The sequence below is a fragment of the Geodermatophilus obscurus DSM 43160 genome, from assembly GCF_000025345.1.
Classification (GTDB): Bacteria; Actinomycetota; Actinomycetes; order Mycobacteriales; family Geodermatophilaceae; genus Geodermatophilus; species Geodermatophilus obscurus.
The window spans coordinates 2,146,561-2,162,943 of record NC_013757.1 but is presented as its reverse complement, the minus strand read 5'-3'; the positions used below and the strand labels follow the sequence as shown (position 1 = coordinate 2,162,943).

Below are 16,383 nucleotides of genomic sequence, written 5' to 3'. Positions count from 1 at the left end.
CGCCAGCGAGCGAGAAGCGGAACGGGCACGGAGGCGAACCCATGGACACCGTGACCGATGCGCCCGTGCTGGTGGCCTGCGCGCACGGCACCCGCAACCCCACCGGTCGGCGGCTGATCGCCGAACTGGCCCTCGTCGCGCGCGACCTGCGCCCCGGCCTGGTGACCACCGCCGCGTTCGTCGACGTGCAGCCGCCCACGGTGGCCGACGTCGTCGCGGGCCTGGCCGACGGCGGGCGCCCCTCGGTCGTCGTCCCGCTGCTGCTCTCCGGCGGCTACCACGTGCACGTGGACATCGCCCGGGCCGTGCGCGAGCACGACGAGGCCCGCGCCGCCCGACCGCTGGGCCCCGACCCCCGGCTGGTCGCCGTCCTGCACGACCGGCTGGTCGCCGCCGGCGCCGACCCGCACGACCCGGCCACGGCCGTGGTGCTCGCCGCCGCGGGCTCCAGCGACCCGCGCTCGGTCGCCGACGTCGACGCGACGGCGGCCGCGCTGCAGGGGCGCTGGACCGGCCCGGTGAGCACCGGCTACGGCTCCGCCGCGCAGCCGCCGGTGCCCGACGCGGTCGCCGCGGCCCGCGCCGCCGGCGCCCGGCAGGTCGTCCTCGCCGCCTACCTGCTGGCGCCGGGCCACTTCCACGACAAGCTCGGCGGGGCCGGCGCGGACACGGTCACCGCTCCGCTGCTGCCCGACGACCGCATCGCCGCCGTCCTGCTCGACCGCTACGACGCCGTGGTCTCCGCCTGGTCCACCTGACACCCCGTACAAGTGCTGGGACCATGGCGTCGGGCCGCCTCCCGGCCCCCGGACGAGCGGTGCCGTACCCGGACAGCGACAAGACGGCGCCTGTGGAGGCCGTCGTGTCGTGGCTCGTGCTCGTCCTGTCCGGTGTGCTGGAGGCCGTGTGGGCCACCGCGCTGGGCCGTTCCGAGGGGTTCAGCCGCCTCGTCCCGTCGGTGGTGTTCGGCGTCGCCCTGGTCCTCAGCATGGTGGGGCTGGCCTACGCGATGCGCGAGCTGCCCGTCGGGACGGCGTACGCGGTGTGGGTGGGCATCGGCGCGGTGCTGACCGTCGCCATCGCCATGGTGACGGGCGAGGAGACCGTGTCCCCGGTGAAGCTGCTGCTGCTCGCCGGGATCGTCGGCTGCGTCGTGGGGCTCAAGGTCCTGCACTGAAGGGGTCCCGGTACCGGTTCCTGCAGTCGCTGTACCGGGGAGCGAGAACCGCAGGTCACTGGGGTGCGAGCAGTCCCCGCAGCTCCTGGGTCAGGGCCTCGCGGGCCTCGGGGTGCTGGTGCCAGGCCGCGGGAGTGGCCTGGAGCAGGGAGATCCGCCAGCGTCCGGCTCCCTCGTCGACCGCGATCACCGTGTGGACCGTGTGGTAGCGCGGGTGGATGTCGTTGTCCCCGGGCGGGATCATCCCGGCGTGGGCCAGCAGCACCGCGACGCCCGGCGCCACCGGCCGCACGGACCGGATCACCGCGATGTAGGTGGCCGTCTGGTGGCTGGCGAAGATCTGCCGGAAGTCGGCGGCGATGGCCAGCCGCCCGTGGTGGTGCGTGCCGTCGTACCCGATGATGTCCCCGTCGTCGGCGAAGGCGGCTGCGACCGCGGCGCCGCTGCGCCGGTTCCACCCGTCGAGGAACTGGGCGTAGAGCGCACGGATCTGGGCGTCGTACGGGTGCGCGGACGTCACGCTGGCTCCTCCTGCGTTGCTGGGACAGGAGGAACGGTAGTGGTCACGCCGCGCCGACCGTCCGCCCCTCGCCGACGGTGAACTGGGTGCGGTAGAGGTCCGCGTACCGGCCGCCGAGCGCCAGCAACTCCTCGTGTGTGCCTGACTCCACGATGCGACCGCCGTCGACCACGAGGATCTGGTCGGCGCTGCGGATCGTGGACAGCCGGTGCGCGATGACCAGCGACGTCCGGCCGCTCAGCGCGGTGTCCAGCGCGTGCTGCACCGCCACCTCGGACTCGCTGTCCAGGTGCGCGGTGGCCTCGTCGAGGATCACGATGCCCGGCGCCTTGAGCAGCACGCGGGCGATGGCCAGTCGCTGCTTCTCGCCGCCGGACATCCGGTAGCCGCGGTCGCCGACCACGGTGTCCAGGCCGTCGGGCAGCGACCGGACCAGCCCGGCGATCCGGGCGCCGGAGAGCGCCTCCCACAGCTCGTCCTCGGTGGCCTCCGGCCGGGCGTAGACCAGGTTGGCGCGGATGGTGTCGTGGAACAGGTGCGCGTCCTGGCTGACCACACCGATCGTGTCGCGCAGCGAGGCCAGGGTGACGCGCCGGACGTCGACCCCGCCGACGCGCACCGTGCCGCTGGTCGCGTCGTACAGCCGCGGTACGAGGTTGGCGATCGTCGACTTGCCCGCGCCGGAGTGCCCGACCAGCGCGACGAGCTGACCGGGCTCGACGCGGAAGGAGACGTCGTGCAGCACCGCCGTCGGCCCGCCGTGCTCCGGCAGCGACACGTCCTCCAGTGACGGTAGCGAGACGTCCACGGCCGACGGGTAGCTGAAGGACACGGAGTCGAACTCGATCGACCGGTCGTCGGCGGGCACCGGGACCGCGTCGGGCTCCTCGCGGATCATCGGCCGCAGGTCGAGCACCTCGAAGACCCGGTCGAAGCTCACCATCGCGCTCATCACGTCGACCCGGACGTTGGACAGCGCGGTCAGCGGGCCGTACAGGCGGGAGAGCAGCAGCGCCAGCGCCACGACGTCACCGGGGCTCAGCGACCCGGTGAAGGCCAACCAGCCGCCGAGGCCGTAGACCAGCGCGGTGGCCAGCGCCGCGACGAGGGTCAGCGCGGTGAAGAAGGTGCGCCCGTACATGGCCGACAGCACGCCGATGTCGCGCACGCGCGCGGCCCGGCCGCGGAAGCCCTCGGCCTCCACCTCGGGCCGGCCGAACAGCTTGACCAGCAGCGCGCCGGCGACGTTGAACCGCTCGGTCATCGAGGCGTTCATCGAGGCGTTGAGCCCGTAGGACTCCCGGGTGATCTCCTGCAGCCGCCGGCCGATCCGCCGGGCGGGCAGCACGAACACCGGCACCAGCACCAGCGACAGGACGGTGATCTGCCAGGAGAGCGAGAACATCACCGCGGCGGTGAGCACCAGGCCGATCACGTTGGAGAGCACCCCGGACAGCGTCGAGGTGAACGCCTGCTGGGCGCCGATGACGTCGTTGTTCAGCCGGCTGACCAGCGCGCCGGTCTGGGTGCGGGTGAAGAAGGCGACCGGCATCCGCTGCACGTGCTCGAACACCCGGCTGCGCAGGTCGTAGATGACGCCCTCGCCGATCCGCGCGGAGAACCAGCGGGTGGCCAGCGAGATGCCCGCGTCGACCACCGCCAGGCCGGCGATGAACAGCGCGATGCGGACGATGTCGGCCGCCGTCCCCTCCAGGCTCGCAATGCGGTTGACGATCTGGCCGGCCAGCAGCGGGGTGAGCACGCCGATGACCGAGGAGCCGACGACCAGCAGCAGGAACCAGGTCAGCTCGCGCCGGTAGGGCCGGGCGATGCCGAGGATGCGCCGGACCGTGCCCTTGGGCAGCTCCCGCGCGGTGACCGACGGGTCGCGGCGGAAGGACCGCATCGCCGCCATGGAGGTCATGGGACCGCTCACGTCCATGCCACCCCCTCTCCCGACCGGCCAACACCCCTGCCGGGCGGGCTGTTCCGGCAGGAGCCTGCCAGGCCACTCCGACGGTTCAGCGCCCGCCGACCAGTTCGGTCAGCCGGCGGGTCTGCGCGGCCCGCTCGGCGGCGTCCTGGCTGTCCGGGTCGTTGCGGACGGCGGAGCGGACCAGCGCCGCGGTCTCCCGGCTCGCCCCCACCGGCGCCGCCGTGATCGCGGTGACCAGGGCGCCCACCGCCTCCTCGAGCCCGGCCGCGGGGACGACGGCGTTGGCCAGCCCGATCGCCTGCGCCTCGGCCGCGCCGACCGGGCGCCCGGTGAGGCACAGCTCCATCGCCCGGGAGTACCCCACCAGCTCCACCAGCGTGCTGGTGCCGGTGAGGTCGGGCACCAGCCCTAGCGTCGCCTCGGGCAGCCGCAGGTCGGCGTCCTCGGTGAGCACCCGCAGGTCGCAGGCGAGCGCCAGCTGCGCTCCGGCGCCGATCGCGTGGCCCTGCACCGCGGCGATCGAGACGACCCCCGGCGAGCGCAGCCACCGGAAGCCGGCCTGGTATCGGCGGATGCGCTCCTGGGCCTCCTCGGCGGGCAGCCGGCCGAGCTCGCCCAGCCCTCCGGCGGTGCCGGGGTCGGTGCTGAACAGGCTGCGGTCGAGCCCCGCGGAGAACGAGCGCCCGGCGCCACGGACGACGACCACCCGCACGTCGTCGTCCAGCGAGCTGCCGACGGCCGCCAGGGCCTCCCAGGTGGCGGGGGTCTGCGCGTTGAGCCGGTCGGGCCGGTCGAGGGTGACGGTGAGGACGGCGCCGTCGCGCGCCGTCCTCACCCACCCGTCGTGGTCGGCCCCGCTCAACTCTTCTTGCTGTTCCGGTTGGCTCCTCCGCGGCTGCGGAGGCTCGCGCCGGACTCCGACAGGAGCCGGTGCACGAAGCCGTACGACCGGTTGGTCGACGACGCCAGCGAGCGGATGCTCTCGCCGCCGTCGTAGCGCTTGCGCAACTCGTCGGCCAGCGACGTGCGGTCGCCTCCGGTGATGCGCTTGCCCTTGCCGAGATCCGCGGTGCTCGAGTCGGCCATGACTCCCCTCCGTCAGCAACCGGTCGCGGACCCGTGGCCCGCCGAGGCTGCTCGTCCCGTCGGCGCCGGGCCCCGCTGACCTCGGCGTCCCACGTCCTCATGATCACCCGGACGGGCGATACCGGCCACGCGAAGGAGGAGATCGGCGGGGCCGGGACGGCACCCGGCCGCGGTGCGGCCCGGTAGGACCGCAGGAACTACGCCAGCTCGACCAGGTCGGCGAGGTCCTCGCTCCAGGCGTCCTCGGTGCCGTCGGGCAGCAGGATCACCTTGTCCGGGTCCAGCGCGCGGACCGCGCCCTCGTCGTGGGTGACGAGCACGATCGCTCCTGCGTAGGTGCGCAGCGCGTCGAGCACCTGCTCGCGGCTGGCCGGGTCGAGGTTGTTGGTCGGCTCGTCGAGCAGCAGCACGTTGGCACCGGAGACGACGAGGGTGGCCATCGCCAGCCGGGTCTTCTCACCTCCGGAGAGGGTGCCCGCCCGCTGGTCGGCGGCGTCTCCGGAGAACAGGAAAGCGCCCAGGATCCGGCGCAGCTCGGTGTCGGTGCTCTGCGGGGCGGCCGCGCGCATGTTCTCCAGCAGCGAGCGGTCGTGGTCGAGGGTCTCGTGCTCCTGCGCGTAGTAGCCGATCCGCAGCCCGTGCCCGGGCTTGACGTCGCCGGTGTCGGGCGCCTCGGTGCCGGCCAGCATCCGCAGCAGCGTGGTCTTCCCGGCGCCGTTCAGCCCGAGGACGACGACCCGCGCACCCCGGTCGACGGCCAGGTCGACGTCGGTGAACACCTCGAGCGAGCCGTAGCTCTTCGACAGCCCCTCGGCGGTCAGCGGGGTCCGGCCGCACGGAGCCGGCGTGGGGAACCGCAGCTTGGCCACCCGGTCGGCGACGCGGACCTCCTCCAGGCCGCCGGCCAGCCGCTGCGCGCGCTTGTCCATGCTCTGCGCGGCCTTGGCCTTGGTGGCCTTGGCGCGCATCTTGTCCGCCTGCGCGGTCAGCGCGTCGATCTTGCGCTCGGTGTTGGCCCGCTCCTGCCGACGGCGCCGCTCGTCGGTCTCGCGCTGGGCGAGGTAGGGCTTCCAGCCGAGGTTGTAGATGTCGACCGTGGCCCGGTTGGCGTCGAGGTGCCACACCTTGTTGACGACGGCGTCCAGCAGCTCGACGTCGTGGCTGATGACGATCAGGCCGCCCTTGTGCGCGGCCAGGAACGTCTTGAGCCAGGTGATCGAGTCGGCGTCGAGGTGGTTGGTGGGCTCGTCGAGCAGCAGCGTCTCGGCGTCGGAGAACAGGATGCGGGCGAGCTCGACGCGGCGCCGCTGACCGCCGGAGAGGGTGCGCAGCGGCTGCCCCAGCACGCGGTCGGGCAGGCCGAGCGCCGTGCAGATGCGCGCCGCCTGGCTCTCCGCGGCGTACCCGCCGAGCGCGGCGAACTGGTCCTCCAGCCGCCCGTAGCGGCGTACCGCCCGGTCCCGCTCGGCGTCGTCCGCGGGCTCGGCCATCGCGACCTGCGCCTTGGTCATCTGCGCGCGCAGCACGTCGAGCCCGCGACCGGACAGCACGCGGTCGCTCGCGGTGGTGTCGAGGTCGCCGCTGCGCGGGTCCTGCGGCAGGTAGCCGATCTCGCCGGTGACCTCCACCTTGCCGGCGTGCGGCAGTCGCTCGCCGGCGAGCGTGGTGAGGGTCGTGGTCTTGCCGGCGCCGTTGCGGCCGACGAGGCCGATGCGGTCGCCGGGCTGCACGCGGAGGTTCGCGTTCCCGATGAGGACGCGGGCCCCGGCGCGCAGCTCGAGGCCGGTCGTCGTGATCACTGATCCCAGGATAGGCGCTCCGGCGCCCGATCCCGACCGCGTTCCGGGTGATGTCGGCGGCAGCCCGCTGTCCGCAGACGGGCGGTCCGCCTCCCACGGCGACCGGCGGCGGGCCACGATCCCGGCCACGACCTCGACCGACGAGTCGCCCCGTGAGCGATCGTGAGCTCCGGGGTGGCACTCGCCCTGATGGCCGCCCAGCCCGTGCCCGTGGTGCTCCTCAGCGCACCGATGACGGCGGCCGGAGCCCCGCACACACCGGATCCGCCCTGGTCGGCGGCGTCCTCCTCACCGCACCGGTCGATCTGCTCCTGACCCCGCGAGTACCGCCCTCGGCGGGGTCCTCATCGAGGTGCTGGCGCGCCCGGTCGCTCCGGCCGCAGCGGTGTACGGACTGCTCGTCATCGCGACGACGCCCGCCGCGACCGGTGCACGGACGACGGCGGCCGTGCTCACGCTGGCCGGCGCGGTTCCCCTCCTGCTGCGCGGGGACCCCGGCTGGCCCCGCACCTCCCGGGCTCCGGTGTCCTGACCGGCACGGTGGCGGGGGTCAGCGCGCTGGCCCTGGCCGGGTCACTGGCCCGCCTCGGCGGCGTCGCCGACCTCCTCGCCGCGGGGCTGGTCCTGGCGACCGTGGCCGGGGCGGGCGCACCGTTCCTCGTGGCCGCCTACCGCGCGTCCCGAGCCCGGTGGAGGCGCCGACACGAGGCGCCCGGAACGCGCGAGCCGGCGGGAGCGTGGCCCGGGAGCGCCCAGCCCTACCGTGGACCGGTCGCACGGACGCGGGAGGAGGACGTCGTGGACGCTGCGCCGGTGCCACCGCTCCCCTACCGCGCCCGGCCGCCGCAGCTGCTCCTCGTCGTCGGCGCCGTGCTGGTCGTCAGCGCCGGTGGGGCGGCGGCCGCGGCCTACGGCGGCGGGTCGGCCCGGGTGCTGCTGCTGGCGCTGGCCGCGGCGGCCGCGGGCGTATCGGCCTGGGGCTCCTACGCCCGGCTGCGCGCCACCGAGGAGACCCTCGCCGCTGCCGCGGTGGCGCTGGCCGTGCTGGGCGCCGACGCCGGGACCTCCCTGCTGCGCGGCTCCGTCGTCCCACCGCTGCTGCTCAGCGGCGTCTTCCTCGTCCTCGCCCGGCTGCTGCGCCGCCCGGCGACCTGGCCGCTGGCCGCCTGGCTGACCGGGCAGCTGGCCGCGCTGCGCGCCCTCGACGGAACCGAGGCCGGCGACGTCCGGACCGTCTGGATGCTGACCGTCGCGCTGGTCGGGCTCGGCGTGGCGCTGGGCGCCCGCCGGCTCGTCGCCCGGGTCGCGCTGGTCACCACCGCGCCGTGGTGGGTCGCCGGCGTGGTCGGTGCCGTGGGGACGGCGTGGACCGCCGACGCGGGTGCCCGCTGGACCTCGGCCGCGCTCACGGTCGCCGCTGCTCTGGAGCTGGTCGCCGCGCGGCTGGACCGTGCCCTGGAGCCGTTGCTCGGACCGCCGGCCGCGGTCCCCGTCCTGGCCGGTGCGGTCTCGGGGGCGGCGCTCGGCGGCGCGCTGGGCGCTCCGGGGCCCGGCGCGGTGCTGCTCGCCGGCTACACGGGAGTGCTGCTCGCCGCGGCCGCTGCGGCGCTGCTCACCGGCTGGGTACGCGGCCTGTTCCTCCCGGCTGCCCTCGCGGCGGGCGGCACGCTGGTCGTGCTGAGCGTCGGCCGGCTCGTCGCCGGGTCGCGGTGGCTGGAGCTGGTCCTGCTGCTGGTGCTCACCGCGCTGCCGTGCGTGCTGGTCGCGGCGCTGCGGCGCGACGACCGGCCCGTGGCCGCGCCGGCCGCGGTCGGCTGCCTGGCCGGTGCTGCACTGGTCGCCGTCGCGAGCGGACTGGTGGGTGCCGGGGCGGCCGCGGTCTGCCTCGGCGTCCTCTATGCGGCGTCGCTGGGTGCCGGGCTGGTGCTCGATCGGCAGACGCGGCGGGCCACCGTCGTCACCGGCGCGGTCTGCGCGGGGCTGGCGGTGGTGCTGCTGGTGGTCGCCCGCGACCGCGGCGCGCTGGCGGTCCAGCTGGCCGCGCAGGGGCTGGTGACCTGCGCCTGGGGCTGGCACGCCTGGCACACGCCGGACCCGCGGAACGGCGCCCCGGAGGGATCCCCCGCCTGGCGGGCCGGCGCGGCCCAGCTGGTGGGCGCCGCGTGGACGGCCGCCGCGCTGGCGGGCTCGTCGGTCGTGGAGGCCTACACGCTGCCGGCCGCGCTGGGGCTGCTGCTGGCCGCCGGGCCACGGCTGGCCGACGGGCCGTCCTGGCCGGCGTGGGGTCCGGGGCTGCTGGTCGCGGCGGTCCCGTCCGTGGGATGGGCGGTGGTGGAGCCTGGCAGCCCCCGGCCGGTGCTGGTGCTGCTGGTGGCTGCCACGGTGATGGGCGTGGCCGCGTGGCGGGCGGTGCGCGCGCCGCTGGTCGTCGCTGCCTGGACCGCGGTAGCCCTGGCCCTCGGGCTGGCCGTGCTGGCGCTGCCGCTGCCGGTGACCGGCACCCTCGTCGTGGGGGTGGTGCTGCTGGCGGTCGGGGCCCGGCGCGAGCGCCACCCGGTCGCCGGGTTCAACGCCCGCCTGGCCGAGATGCGCTAGAGACGACGACGGCCCGCACCCTCGACAGGAGGGTGCGGGCTGTCGCAGCGTCGGAGGCGGACCTGCTGCAGGGGCGGGTGGTGACGTGCTGCAGCGGCCCCCTTCCAGGGCCCCGCCCCGAGCCTGCGAGGGGTGGGGAGGGAGGGGGTCCTGCCTCAGACGCGGAAGCCGAGGGCGCGCAGCTGCTCGCGGCCGTCGTCGGTGATCTTGTCCGGGCCCCACGGCGGCATCCAGACCCAATTGATCCGGATGTCGTCGACCAGGCCGGGGCCGGGGCCGCCGGTGAGGGCCTGGCGCGCCTGGTCCTCGATGACGTCGGTCAGCGGGCAGGCCGCCGAGGTCAGCGTCATGTCGATGACCGCGACCTCGTCGACGACGTCGATGCCGTAGACCAGGCCGAGGTCGACGACGTTGACCCCCAGCTCGGGGTCGACGACGTCGCGCATGGCCTCCTCGACGTCCTCGAGCAGCGCCGACTTGAAAGCCGGGAGGTCGCCCGGCGCCCCGTCGGTCGCCGGGGTGGCGTTCTCGGTGGTCTCACTCATGCCTTGCCTCCAGTCTGGGCGGCCGCCAGCGCGCGGGCGGACGCGTCCTTGAGGGCCATCCAGCTCATCAGCGCGCACTTGATCCGCGCCGGGTACTTGGAGACGCCGGCGAACGCGATGGCGTCCTCCAGCTCGTCCTCGAGCTTCTCGGCCACCGACGCGTCGCCCTTGCTCTGCATCAGGGTCGTGAAGTGCTCGCCGGTCTCCAGTGCCTCGGGCACCGACTTGCCGATGACCAGCTCGTACATCGCCGACACCGACGCCTGGCTGATCGAGCAGCCCATCCCCTCGTAGGAGACGTCGGCGAGGGTGTCGCCGTCCAGGTGTACCCGCAGGGTGACCTCGTCACCACAGGTCGGGTTGACGTGGTGCACCTCGGCCTCGAACGGTTCGCGCAGCCCGCGGCCGTGCGGGTTGCGGTAGTGGTCCAGGATGATTTCCTGGTACATCGACTGCAACTGCATCTCAGGCGACCCCCGCGGTTGGTGCGACACCGAAGAAGCGCTGGGCTTCCCGGATGGCGTCGGCGAGCGCGTCGATGTCGTCGTAGCCGGTGTGCACGTAGAAGGTGGCCCGCGTCGTGGCCGGGACGCCGTAGCGGCGCACCACCGGCCAGGCGCAGTGGTGGCCGACCCGCACCTCGACGCCGAGGTCGTCGAGGACCTGGCCGACGTCGTGCGGGTGGATGCCCTCGACGGTGAAGGAGACCGCGCCGCCGCGGGCGACGGTGTCGGGCGGGCCGATCACCGTGACGCCGGGGATCTCGGCCAGCTTCGCCAGCGCGTAGCCGGTGAGCGCCTCCTCGTGCGCCTGCACGCGGTCCATGCCGAGCCGCTGCAGGTACTCGACGGCGGCGGCGAGCCCGATCACCTGGGCGGTCATCGGGACGCCGGCCTCGAAGCGCTGCGGCGGCGGCATGAAGGTGCTGCCCTCCATGCGCACGACCTCGATCATCGAGCCGCCGGTGAGGAAGGGCGGCAGCGCGTCGAGCACCTCGTAGCGGCCCCACAGGACGCCGACGCCCGTGGGCCCGAGCATCTTGTGGCCGGAGAACACCAGGAAGTCGGCACCCAGCGTGGTGACGTCGACCGGCTGGTGCGGCACCGACTGCGCGCCGTCGACCAGCAGCAGGGCGCCGACCTCGCGGGCCCGCGCGGAGATCTCCCCGAGCGGGTTGATCGTGCCGAGGATGTTCGACTGCTGGGTGACCGCGACCAGCTTGGTGCGCTCGTTGACCACCGTGCCGAGGTCGGACAGCTCCAGCCGGCCGTCGTCGGTCAGCCCGAGCCAGCGCAGGGTGGCGCCGGTGCGCTCGCAGAGCTGCTGCCAGGGCACGAGGTTGGCGTGGTGCTCCATCTCGGTGACGACGATCTCGTCGCCCTGGCCGACGGCGTACCGCCGGAACTCCGGCTCCTTGGCCGTGGCCGCGTTCGACAGCGCGTAGGCGACCAGGTTGATCGCCTCGGTGCTGTTGCGGGTGAACACGACCTCCTCGGCCGGCGCACCGATGAACGCGCCGATGGTGGCGCGGGCCGCCTCGTAGCGGGCGGTCGCCTCTTCGGCGAGCTGGTGCGCGCCCCGGTGCGGCGCTGCGTTGCAGGTCAGGTAGAAGTCGCGCTCCGCGTCGAGCACGCCCAGCGGCTTCTGCGAGGTGGCCCCGGAGTCCAGGTAGACCAGCCGCTTCCCGTCCCGCACGGTGCGGGACAGGATCGGGAAGTCCGCCCGGATCGCCTCGACGTCCAGGGGCAGGGGCGCCTTCTGCGCCCCGGCTGCGGGACGCGAGACGGTCTGGGTCATGCGGATGCGACCTCCGCGGCGGCCTTCTCGATGCTCGCCTGCTCGTTGGAGTCCTTGACGTAGGCGGCGTAGCCCTCTTCCTCGAGCTTGGCCGCCAGCTCCGGGCCGCCCTCGTCCACGACCCGGCCGGCGACGAAGACGTGCACGAAGTCGGGCTTGATGTAGCGCAGGATCCGCGTGTAGTGGGTGATCAGCATGACGCCGACGTCACCCTCCTCGCGGGTGCGGTTGACGCCCTCGGAGACGACCCGCAGCGCGTCGACGTCGAGGCCGGAGTCGGTCTCGTCGAGGATCGCGATGGCCGGCTTGAGCAGCCGCATCTGCAGGATCTCGTGGCGCTTCTTCTCACCGCCGGAGAAGCCCTCGTTGACGTTGCGCTCGGCGAACGCCGGGTCCATCTCGAGGCCGGCCATCTCGGTCTTGACGTCCTTGACCCAGGTCCGCAGCTTGGGGGCCTCGCCCTTGATGGCGGTGGCGGCGGTGCGCAGGAAGTTCGACACCGAGACGCCGGGGACCTCGACCGGGTACTGCATGGCCAGGAACAGGCCGGCACGGGCGCGCTCGTCGACGGTCATCGCGAGGACGTCCTCGCCGTCGAGGGTCACCGTGCCACCGGTGATCGTATACTTGGGGTGGCCGGCGATCGAGTAGGCCAGGGTCGACTTGCCCGACCCGTTCGGCCCCATGATCGCGTGCGTCTCGCCCGACCGGATGGTGAGGTCGACGCCGCGGAGGATCTCCTTGGCGTCGTCACCCTCGCCGACGGTGACGTGCAGGTCGCGGATCTCCAGAACGGACACTTCTCTTCTCGCTCCTCAGTTGCCGGCCGCGCGGGGGAGGACGTCGTCGGACACAGCGCTTGCCTCCGTGTCGACGAGCACGTCCTCCCCCTCCACGCGGACCGGGTAGACGTCGACCGGCTCGGTGGCCGGCAGGTTGGTGGGCTCGCCGGTGCGCAGGTCGAAGCACGACCCGTGCAGCCAGCACTCGATGGTGGGGGCGCCGTCGAAGTCCTCGACGTCGCCCTCCGACAGCGGGACCTCGGCGTGCGAGCAGACGTCCTGGATCGCGTACACGTCGTCCTCGTACCGGACGACGGCCACGTCGACGTCGGCCAGCTCCACCCGCAGGGCGCCGTTCTCCGGGACCTCGGAGAGCCCGCACACCCGCTCGAAGGCCATGGGTCAGGCCACCTCGACCGGCTGCTCGTCCAGGCCGGGCAGCGCACCGAGACGGGTCTCGATGCCGCGCATCAGCCGGTCCTGCAGCTCGTCGATGCCGATGTGCTGGACGACGTCGGCGAAGAAGCCGCGGACGACCAGGCGGCGCGCGGTCTCGGCGTCGATGCCCCGCGAGCAGAGGTAGAACAGCTGCTCGTCGTCGAAGCGGCCGGTGGCGCTGGCGTGGCCGGCGCCGACGATCTCACCGGTCTCGATCTCCAGGTTGGGCACCGAGTCGGCGCGGGCACCGTCGGTGAGCACCAGGTTGCGGTTGAGCTCGTAGGTGTCCGTGCCGGTGGCGGACGGCCGGATGCGGACGTCGCCGATCCAGACCGTGCGCGCCCCCTCGCCCTGCAGCGCGCCCTTGTAGAGCACGTTGCTGGTGCAGTTGGGCACCGCGTGGTCCACCCAGAGCCGGTGCTCCTGGTGCTGGGTCTCGTCGGAGAAGTAGACGCCGAAGAGCTCCGCCGTCCCGCCGGGACCGGCGTACTGGACGTTGCTGACCAGCCGCACCAGGTCGCCGCCGAGGGTCACCACGACCTGCTTGAAGGTGGCGTCGCGGCCGACGACGGCGTCGAACTGCCCACCGTGGACCGCGCCCGGCGCCCACTCCTGCACGGAGACGACGGTGACCTGCGCGCCGTCACCGACGAGGACGGCGACGCCGCCCGCGTACCTGGCCAGGCCGGCGTGGTCGAGGACGACGGTCGCCTTCGCGAAGGCGCCGACCTCGACGACGAGCTGACCCCACACGACGTCCTCGGAGCCGGTGCCCGACAGCCGCAGCGTGACCGCGCGGTCGAGCTGGGCCTCGGCCGGCACCCGGACGACGGCGGCGCCGCCGCTGCGCTGGCGGGCCAGCGCGGCGAGGCGGTCGACCGGCTCGGGCAGGCCCTTGAGCAGCGGGTCGTCGGCCTCGACGCTGGCCAGCTCGACGCCGTCGGGCAGGTCGGTGTCCCACTGGAGGTGGGCGTCCGACGGGGCGCCGTCCAGCAGCGGGCGGATGCGCTTCATCGGGGTGAAGCGCCAGGTCTCCTCGCGGCCGGTGGGCACCCCGAAGGCGTCCGGGTCGGTCGAGGTGAAGCGCTCGGCCGGCGAGCCGGTCGGCGCCGGCCCGCCGTGCGAGTGCGCGCCCGGCGCGGCCTGGCCGGCGGTGCCGGTGCCGGGGGCCGGCGTGCTGGGCGGGCCGGCCTGCGCGCCCACGCCCTCGGCGAAGAGCTCGCCGGCGAGCGTGGCCGACTCGGTGGTGAGGCCGGTGGTGTTGGCGGGGCTGTTCTCTGCCGACATCAGCCGACGGCACCTTCCATCTGCAGCTCGATCAGGCGGTTGAGCTCGAGGGCGTACTCCATGGGGAGCTCGCGGGCGATGGGCTCCACGAAGCCGCGGACCACCATCGCCATCGCCTCGTCCTCGGACAGACCGCGGCTCATCAGGTAGAAGAGCTGGTCGTCGCTGACCCGGGAGACGGTCGCCTCGTGGCCCATCGCGACGTCGTCCTCGCGGACGTCGACGTAGGGGTAGGTGTCCGACCGGCTGATGGTGTCGACCAGCAGCGCGTCGCACTTGACCGTCGACTTCGAGCCGTGCGCTCCCTCGTCGACCTGGACCAGGCCGCGGTAGGAGGTGCGGCCGCCACCGCGCGCCACCGACTTCGACACGATGGTCGAGGAGGTGTTCGGCGCCGCGTGCACCATCTTGGCGCCGGCGTCCTGGTGCTGCCCCTCGCCGGCGAAGGCGATGGAGAGCACCTCGCCCTTGGCGTGCTCGCCGGTCATCCAGACCGCCGGGTACTTCATCGTCACCTTGGAGCCGAGGTTGCCGTCGACCCACTCCATGGTCGCGCCCTCGTGGGCGATCGCCCGCTTGGTGACCAGGTTGTAGACGTTGTTCGACCAGTTCTGGATGGTCGTGTACCGGCAGCGCGCGTTCTTCTTGACGATGATCTCGACGACCGCGGAGTGCAGCGAGTCCGACTTGTAGATCGGCGCCGTGCAGCCCTCGACGTAGTGCACGTAGGCGCCCTCGTCGACGATGATCAGCGTCCGCTCGAACTGGCCCATGTTCTCGGTGTTGATCCGGAAGTAGGCCTGCAGCGGGATGTCGACGTGCACGCCCTTCGGCACATAGATGAACGAGCCACCGGACCAGACGGCGGTGTTCAGCGCGGCGAACTTGTTGTCGCCGGACGGGATCACCGAGCCGAAGTACTCCCGGAAGATCTCCGGGTGCTCCTTCAGGGCCGAGTCGGTGTCCAGGAAGACGACGCCCTGGTCCTCCAGCTCCTTCTGGATCTGGTGGTAGACGACCTCGGACTCGTACTGCGCGGCGACACCGGAGACCAGGCGCTGCTTCTCCGCCTCGGGGATGCCGAGCCGGTCGTACGTGTTCTTGATGTCGTCGGGGAGGTCCTCCCACGAGGCCGCCTGGGCCTCAGTGGAGCGCACGAAGTACTTGATGTTCTGGAAGTCGATCCCGGAGAGGTCCGAGCCCCAGTCGGGCATGGGCTTGCGGCCGAAGAGCTTGAGCGCCTTGAGGCGCCGCTCGAGCATCCACTCGGGCTCGTCCTTGCGGGCCGAGATGTCCCGGACGACGTCCTCGCTGAGCCCGCGCCTGGCGGCGGATCCGGCGACGTCGGCGTCCGCCCACCCGTACTGGTACCGGCCGAGCTGCTCGATCTGCTCGTCCTGGGTGAGCGGCGTGCCGGTCACCGGCTGCTGGGTGCTGGTCATGCGGGCGTCCTCTCCCGGTCGTTCGTGGGGGTGCTGCTGGTGGACGGTGCGGGGCGCCCGCCGGCTCGCAGCCGGTGCGCCGTGCGCTCGTCCGGTACAGGGCTCGCGGGGCCCGATCTGTTCCCCGCGCGCATGTGCTCTCCGCCGCTCGCGCGGCGGACCGGCCCCGGGATGTGCGTGGTGCACACCCCGTCGCCGTGGGCGATCGTGGCCAGCCGCTGCACGTGCGTGCCGACGAGCCGGCCGATCACGGCCGTCTCGGCCTCGCACAGCTGCGGGAACTCCGCCGCCACGTGCGCGACCGGGCAGTGGTGCTGGCACAGCTGACCGCCACCGGAGATCGCCGAGGCCGAGGCAGCGTAGCCCTCGGCCGTGAGCGCGCCGGCGAGGGCCTGGGCCCGGTCGACCGGGGCGCCCGGTGCTGCCTCCACCGCGGCCGAGCAGCGCTGCTCCAGTCCGGCGAGCTGGGCCTCGGCCACCGCGCGGACGGCGTCCGGCCCGCCCTGCGCCGCGACGAACCGCAGCGCGGTCAGCGCCAGGTCGTCGTAGGCGTGCGGGAAGTGCGACCGGCCGGCGTCGGTCAGGTGGAACAGCCGGGCCGGGCGGCCCCGCCCCCGCGGGGTGCCGGGAGCGTGCCGCTCCTCGACCCGGCCGGTGGAGACGAGCGCGTCGAGGTGCCGGCGGACGGCGGTCGGCGAGACGCCCAGCCGCCCGGCGAGCTCGGTCGCGGTCTGCGGGCCGTGCTCCAGCAGCAGGGCGGCCACGCGGTGCCGCGTGCGCCCGTCGTCGGCGGACGGCGAGGGCCGGGCCGGCGCGCTCGCCCCGCCCGTCACCTGCACCGTGCCGCTTTCCACAACACGAGTGTTACCTATTTCCCGGCGCGTGCAAGCAAGGGCAACCTAAGCCGGGAATGGGCCCGGCCTGAGCCGGGGACGGTCCCGGCCTGAGCCTGGAACGGGCTCGGCCAGCGCCGCGACCG

Annotated in this window: 17 protein-coding genes and 1 riboswitch; of the genes, 4 read left to right on the top strand and 13 right to left on the bottom strand. The window is 73.8% G+C overall.

Annotation, left to right across the window (positions count from 1 at the left end; translation table 11 throughout):
• Positions 1 to 41 precede the first annotated feature (41 nt).
• Together GOBS_RS10165 and GOBS_RS10160 are read left to right on the top strand one after the other, a co-directional pair.
• The gene (locus GOBS_RS10165; protein ID WP_012948202.1) at positions 42 to 758 is read left to right on the top strand and encodes a sirohydrochlorin chelatase; all 717 of its coding nucleotides are present in this window, start codon (positions 42 to 44) and stop codon (positions 756 to 758) included.
• A 28-nt stretch (positions 759 to 786) separates the two neighbouring features.
• A riboswitch (guanidine-III (ykkC-III) riboswitch) is annotated at positions 787 to 850 on the top strand.
• Between the two features lie 12 nt (positions 851 to 862).
• Positions 863 to 1,177, top strand: coding sequence for a QacE family quaternary ammonium compound efflux SMR transporter (locus tag GOBS_RS10160; protein ID WP_041242123.1), 315 nt, complete (start codon positions 863 to 865; stop codon positions 1,175 to 1,177).
• Positions 1,178 to 1,232: 55 nt separating this feature from the next.
• On the opposite strand, the gene GOBS_RS10155 is transcribed toward GOBS_RS10160, so the two are convergent.
• The 5 genes from GOBS_RS10155 to GOBS_RS10135 form a co-directional block, all read right to left on the bottom strand.
• Entirely contained in the window at positions 1,233 to 1,697 is a 465-nt protein-coding gene (locus GOBS_RS10155; RefSeq protein WP_012948200.1) for an SgcJ/EcaC family oxidoreductase, read from the bottom strand.
• A 43-nt stretch (positions 1,698 to 1,740) separates the two neighbouring features.
• Positions 1,741 to 3,639 (bottom strand): ABC transporter ATP-binding protein, encoded by a 1,899-nt coding sequence (locus GOBS_RS10150; protein WP_012948199.1) that lies wholly within the window; start codon positions 3,637 to 3,639, stop codon positions 1,741 to 1,743.
• Between the two features lie 79 nt (positions 3,640 to 3,718).
• Complete coding sequence (locus GOBS_RS10145) at positions 3,719 to 4,468, bottom strand: enoyl-CoA hydratase/isomerase family protein (protein ID WP_243697693.1); 750 nt, start codon at positions 4,466 to 4,468, stop codon at positions 3,719 to 3,721.
• A 23-nt stretch (positions 4,469 to 4,491) separates the two neighbouring features.
• Positions 4,492 to 4,719, bottom strand: coding sequence for a helix-turn-helix domain-containing protein (locus GOBS_RS10140; RefSeq protein WP_012948197.1), 228 nt, complete (start codon positions 4,717 to 4,719; stop codon positions 4,492 to 4,494).
• Between the two features lie 197 nt (positions 4,720 to 4,916).
• Positions 4,917 to 6,518: an ABC-F family ATP-binding cassette domain-containing protein gene (locus tag GOBS_RS10135; protein WP_012948196.1), complete on the bottom strand. Its 1,602-nt coding sequence runs from the start codon at positions 6,516 to 6,518 to the stop codon at positions 4,917 to 4,919.
• A 352-nt stretch (positions 6,519 to 6,870) separates the two neighbouring features.
• Here GOBS_RS10135 and GOBS_RS10130 point away from each other — a divergent pair, with 352 nt between their 5' ends.
• Together GOBS_RS10130 and GOBS_RS10125 are read left to right on the top strand one after the other, a co-directional pair.
• A complete protein-coding gene (locus tag GOBS_RS10130) occupies positions 6,871 to 7,050 on the top strand; it encodes a hypothetical protein (protein WP_041241433.1) in 180 nt (59 codons plus the stop codon).
• An 8-nt stretch (positions 7,051 to 7,058) separates the two neighbouring features.
• A complete protein-coding gene (locus GOBS_RS10125) occupies positions 7,059 to 9,113 on the top strand; it encodes an SCO7613 C-terminal domain-containing membrane protein (protein ID WP_012948195.1) in 2,055 nt (684 codons plus the stop codon).
• A 155-nt stretch (positions 9,114 to 9,268) separates the two neighbouring features.
• Here GOBS_RS10125 and GOBS_RS10120 read toward each other — a convergent pair whose 3' ends face one another.
• Genes GOBS_RS10120 through GOBS_RS10085 form a run of 8 tightly spaced genes read right to left on the bottom strand, consistent with a single transcriptional unit; the run spans position 9,269 to position 16,258 of the window.
• Positions 9,269 to 9,658: a metal-sulfur cluster assembly factor gene (locus GOBS_RS10120; RefSeq protein ID WP_012948194.1), complete on the bottom strand. Its 390-nt coding sequence runs from the start codon at positions 9,656 to 9,658 to the stop codon at positions 9,269 to 9,271.
• Positions 9,655 to 10,107, bottom strand: coding sequence for a Fe-S cluster assembly sulfur transfer protein SufU (gene sufU / locus GOBS_RS10115; RefSeq protein ID WP_208104421.1), 453 nt, complete (start codon positions 10,105 to 10,107; stop codon positions 9,655 to 9,657). The genes GOBS_RS10120 and sufU overlap by 4 nt, the downstream gene beginning before the upstream one ends.
• A gap of 16 nt (positions 10,108 to 10,123) precedes the next feature.
• Positions 10,124 to 11,455, bottom strand: coding sequence for a cysteine desulfurase (locus tag GOBS_RS10110; protein ID WP_012948192.1), 1,332 nt, complete (start codon positions 11,453 to 11,455; stop codon positions 10,124 to 10,126).
• Positions 11,452 to 12,255, bottom strand: coding sequence for a Fe-S cluster assembly ATPase SufC (gene sufC / locus GOBS_RS10105; RefSeq protein ID WP_012948191.1), 804 nt, complete (start codon positions 12,253 to 12,255; stop codon positions 11,452 to 11,454). The genes GOBS_RS10110 and sufC overlap by 4 nt, the downstream gene beginning before the upstream one ends.
• A gap of 15 nt (positions 12,256 to 12,270) precedes the next feature.
• Positions 12,271 to 12,636 (bottom strand): non-heme iron oxygenase ferredoxin subunit, encoded by a 366-nt coding sequence (locus GOBS_RS10100; protein ID WP_012948190.1) that lies wholly within the window; start codon positions 12,634 to 12,636, stop codon positions 12,271 to 12,273.
• A 3-nt stretch (positions 12,637 to 12,639) separates the two neighbouring features.
• Entirely contained in the window at positions 12,640 to 13,962 is a 1,323-nt protein-coding gene (sufD, locus tag GOBS_RS10095; RefSeq protein ID WP_012948189.1) for a Fe-S cluster assembly protein SufD, read from the bottom strand.
• A complete protein-coding gene (gene sufB, locus GOBS_RS10090) occupies positions 13,962 to 15,404 on the bottom strand; it encodes a Fe-S cluster assembly protein SufB (protein ID WP_012948188.1) in 1,443 nt (480 codons plus the stop codon). Before sufB ends, sufD begins: the two co-directional genes overlap by 1 nt.
• On the bottom strand, positions 15,401 to 16,258 hold the full coding sequence (locus GOBS_RS10085) for a helix-turn-helix transcriptional regulator (RefSeq protein ID WP_243697692.1): 858 nt from the start codon (positions 16,256 to 16,258) through the stop codon (positions 15,401 to 15,403). Before GOBS_RS10085 ends, sufB begins: the two co-directional genes overlap by 4 nt.
• Positions 16,259 to 16,383 lie beyond the last annotated feature (125 nt).

Coding starts and splice junctions, on each gene's coding strand:
- GOBS_RS10140 (WP_012948197.1), bottom strand. CDS start 4,719: ATGGCCGACTCGAGCACCGCGGATCTCGGCAAGGGCAAGCGCATCACC.
- GOBS_RS10165 (WP_012948202.1), top strand. CDS start 42: ATGGACACCGTGACCGATGCGCCCGTGCTGGTGGCCTGCGCGCACGGC.
- sufD (WP_012948189.1), bottom strand. CDS start 13,962: ATGTCGGCAGAGAACAGCCCCGCCAACACCACCGGCCTCACCACCGAG.
- GOBS_RS10100 (WP_012948190.1), bottom strand. CDS start 12,636: ATGGCCTTCGAGCGGGTGTGCGGGCTCTCCGAGGTCCCGGAGAACGGC.
- sufB (WP_012948188.1), bottom strand. CDS start 15,404: ATGACCAGCACCCAGCAGCCGGTGACCGGCACGCCGCTCACCCAGGAC.
- sufU (WP_208104421.1), bottom strand. CDS start 10,107: ATGTACCAGGAAATCATCCTGGACCACTACCGCAACCCGCACGGCCGC.
- GOBS_RS10150 (WP_012948199.1), bottom strand. CDS start 3,639: ATGGACGTGAGCGGTCCCATGACCTCCATGGCGGCGATGCGGTCCTTC.
- GOBS_RS10120 (WP_012948194.1), bottom strand. CDS start 9,658: ATGAGTGAGACCACCGAGAACGCCACCCCGGCGACCGACGGGGCGCCG.
- GOBS_RS10110 (WP_012948192.1), bottom strand. CDS start 11,455: ATGACCCAGACCGTCTCGCGTCCCGCAGCCGGGGCGCAGAAGGCGCCC.